The sequence below is a fragment of the bacterium genome (genome assembly GCA_040753555.1).
Taxonomy (GTDB): Bacteria; UBA9089; UBA9088; order UBA9088; family UBA9088; genus JBFLYE01.
Window position 1 is genome coordinate 3,098 of record JBFMDZ010000121.1, and the last position, 3,498, is coordinate 6,595.

The 3,498-nt window shown below is 38.8% G+C and carries 6 protein-coding genes; all 6 read right to left on the reverse strand.

Features of this window, described 5'->3' with window-relative positions:
* Positions 1-685: hypothetical protein (locus tag AB1630_09295; GenBank protein ID MEW6103985.1), on the reverse strand; the 685-nt coding region annotated here is incomplete at its 3' end.
* Positions 686-1,065: 380 nt separating this feature from the next.
* On the reverse strand, positions 1,066-1,521 hold the full coding sequence (locus AB1630_09300; protein MEW6103986.1) for a hypothetical protein: 456 nt from the start codon (positions 1,519-1,521) through the stop codon (positions 1,066-1,068).
* 44 nt (positions 1,522-1,565) lie between these two features.
* Entirely contained in the window at positions 1,566-2,594 is a 1,029-nt protein-coding gene (locus AB1630_09305) for a choice-of-anchor Q domain-containing protein (protein MEW6103987.1), read from the reverse strand.
* A gap of 242 nt (positions 2,595-2,836) precedes the next feature.
* Entirely contained in the window at positions 2,837-2,974 is a 138-nt protein-coding gene (locus tag AB1630_09310) for a hypothetical protein (protein ID MEW6103988.1), read from the reverse strand.
* Positions 2,967-3,194, reverse strand: coding sequence for a hypothetical protein (locus AB1630_09315; protein ID MEW6103989.1), 228 nt, complete (start codon positions 3,192-3,194; stop codon positions 2,967-2,969). Before AB1630_09315 ends, AB1630_09310 begins: the two co-directional genes overlap by 8 nt.
* 3 nt (positions 3,195-3,197) lie before the next feature.
* Positions 3,198-3,320, reverse strand: coding sequence for a hypothetical protein (locus tag AB1630_09320; GenBank protein MEW6103990.1), 123 nt, complete (start codon positions 3,318-3,320; stop codon positions 3,198-3,200).
* Positions 3,321-3,498: the final 178 nt, after the last annotated feature.

A 3,498-nucleotide genomic window follows, 5' to 3' on the forward strand; every position in this document is an offset into this window, starting at 1 on the left:
CAGAATCAAGGATTTCTGGGGCGTTTCCAAGCAATAGGATGTTTCCACCTTGTTTCATATAATTCTTTATTGCCTCAAGGAAGGTAGGGGTTGTAATTTGACCAGGAAGGGATGAGCTATTGTTTCCAGAAATGATTATCGCGGTATATGTGGCTGGGTGAATGCCTGAAACCTCAGAGCTTACAAAGGAATTATACCCAATCCCCATCTCAGAAAGGAGACTTTCAATGGCCTGGCTTTCTGTATCATATTTGATTAAAGCCAATTTTTTATTAAGCGAGCCTTGTAAGTGGCAGTATTTCTTTCCTGTTTTTGTAATCAAAGAAACACCGGTTGCACTTGCCTTGACACTGAGTGTATTTGACCCTAAGCTATAAAGCTTAAAATGCCAGATAAGGGTTGTACTTGAGTATCCTGTTAGTGTCCCAATGTCATATTTTGAGACACCTCCCTTATCAGAGCCATCCACATTAAGGTTTTGTAGTGAGGCATCAAAGGGCAGCATTATCTCGCAAGATACATTAGGAAGTGAGCCGCTTGTCTCATTTTTGACAATAGCCACAACAGATGTTGTGCTTCCCTGCTCAGTAGCCCCCTTCCAATCCACAGTCAGGGTTAAGCTCCCTGCTTTAACTTCCTTTCCCAAGAACATCCCCAAAACTACCACACTAAAGATTTTCTTCATCTTTTTACCTCCTTTTCCCCTCATTCCCCTCTTTCAGAGGGGTGTCTGCCGAAGGCAGACGGGGTGTTTCCCCTTCAATCAGGGTCTTTATCTTTTTAATAAATTCTTTACTCTGGAGGGCATGATTTTCTACCTCCTTTGTAAGCCATCCTTCGTAAAAATTTGTATAAGGTCATTTTTATTCATAATAATAACTTTACCCCCATTTTCTTGTCAAGAAATTTGTATGTGTTGAGCTTCCTCATTAAAGAGTCAGAAACGAAATGTTATTTTTAATAAAAGGTCTGTATTGTAGCCTGAAATGTCCTGCCAGGATATGCCGCTTTTTAAATGATTATCTAAATTTTGCAAGAAAAATTCTGCCACTTGCAATTCTATCATCATCTTTTAAAAAAGGCAAATAAAATGGCCATTATGGCACTAACCTGACCAAGATAGAAGATAAACATCCATCTTATTATGCTGGCGTAATTACTTTTTATTTCAACCCTAAGACGAGCTGTTTCATCTGTTATTCTTTTGTCAAGGTTGACTTCAAGCATAGAAACTTCTTCTGTTATTCTTTTGTCAAGTTTAGCTGTTTCTTCTGTTATTCTTTTGTCAATCTTTGAGGTTTCTTGAGTGATTCTTGTTTCAAACTTTCCCTCAAGGATGGCAAGGTCAGACCTTACTCCACTAATCTCTTGAGAGAGTCTTCTTTCAAACTTCTCTGCTGATAAAGTAATAACATCCTCTTTTACCCTTTCCTCTGATTTGTTAAGCACATCAATCAAAGAATCAATCCCATCTTCCCCTAATTTTTCCCTTAATGGTTTTGGAATAGCAATAACTGGCATTTTTACACCTCCTACCTAATAATATACGTATGCATTTTGACTTTTCATTGCTCCTTTTCTCCTGTAATTGTCAAGGTTGCATTGTATTCGTTGTAAGAAATTGTTGATGTTGGCAGCATAATTTTAAATTCTACAATTACATTTTCATTTATGTCAACATTATTTTTTAGTAAAAGGTCTGTATTGTAGCTTGTAATGTCTTGCCAGGATATGCCACTATCTACACTATACTTTGCACAAATTCTATTGTCTCCATTGGTTAGAGAGATTGACCATTGGTTTATCCCATCGGTAAATGTCCCAAGCCTTATTGTGAACCTTTCCAAAACATTCCCTGTGTTTGTGGCAGAGAATGTCTTTGTCCCTGTCCATGAATTAAGGTCTTGAATGCCAAACCCTATTGTGTTTGTGGAGATGGAGAGGGCTATGATGATTGGGATATAAAATGTTGTTGTGGCATAGTTTCCCAGGCTATCCCTTGCTGTAATTACCTTTGTGCCTCCGGGTTGGGTGTCAACAACAAATGTGGTTGAGAAGGTGCCAAGCTCGCTGCTTAAGGTTGTAGTCATCGTTTGGTGTGTTCCAAAGTCAATGGATACAATACTATTGGTGGTAAAGCTTCCTCCTGCTATAGTGATTAAAGTTCCAATTGGTCCTGAACCTGGAAAAATTCCAAATCTAAACTCATAAGCACCCATATCAACTCTGCCACTTATAATCCTTGGCTTGCCATCCTTGTCGGTTAAAGGAATTGCCGGGACTGAGTTGTTGCCAGCATCAATGCAGGGGGATGTTGGCTGAAGGTGGAAGTCGGTTGGGCTTATAAATTTAGGGTCAGCAGAGATACAGTCAATCCCAGGAGAACAGCCAGAATAATCCCCGCCTGAGTTATTCCCGACATCATCATAGGTGATGGCTGGGGAGGAAGAATAACCGCAGTAGACTCCGCCGCCATAGGTAGCATTCCCATTTCTTATCGTAAACCCTAAAACAAGATCACCTGTGCCTGAATTATGGAAATAAAATGCCCTTACTGAAATGCTGGCAGTCAATGATGCAATTATTGGGTCCATTCTCTGACCTAACTGTAATATGCTTTCCCGACCAGCTTAAATCCTTATTCCCTGCCCATTCGTGGCTCTCCATTCGTGGTTCATTCGTGTTTCCAAAAGCAAAAAAGCTAAAACCTTCTTCATCTCGCAAAGGCGCAAAGGAAATAAAGGGTATAAGTTCCCAATCTTTTTTGCGTTCTTTGCGTTCTTGGCGTCTTTGCGAGACAATAAAACCTTTTTCATCATCTCAAACTTTCTTTAATTCAAACTGATAGACCAGAAGATTTTAATTCATCAATATATTCAAGAAAAGAATTAACCTTCTGGGCAAAATGAAAAATAAAGATATTAGCATCCACAAAAATTTCTTCTTTAAACCTATAATCCGTAATTTTACTCACACTTTTCATGTTCCCACATCTGGCCTAACTCACAATCCTGAAGAAATTGCTCTACCTTAAAACCACCCTTAATCATACCCTTTGTTTTTTTGGTAAAATTTTTGGGCTTAATAACTATTTTTGTCATTTCCTGTTTTATTTCAATCTGTCCAAAATCCTGGAACCACTCCCTTGGAATTAACAATCCATCTTTAACCATTTTTGTCTGTCGAGTAGACATTTTCTATAACCTCCTATATGTTATTTTATGCCCCTCACAGAACCGTGCTTGTGGATTTCCGCAACGTGGCTCTTCAGCAATGCTTCCTCTATACGAGGACAGGGCATATGTTAATTTATATAACACTTACCCCATCTATCTTAAGAAGCTTTATCCCTTTTAAGCTCCCTGAAACAACCTTTTAGAAAATCCTTTTGACGAGTAGGTAGGCAAGTGTCATAAACCTATACTTTGGATTTTCTTTGGCTCGTAAGGTTAGTGATATAAGTTTCGTTACCACCTGTTGTTCAGTTCTAAGTCTAGC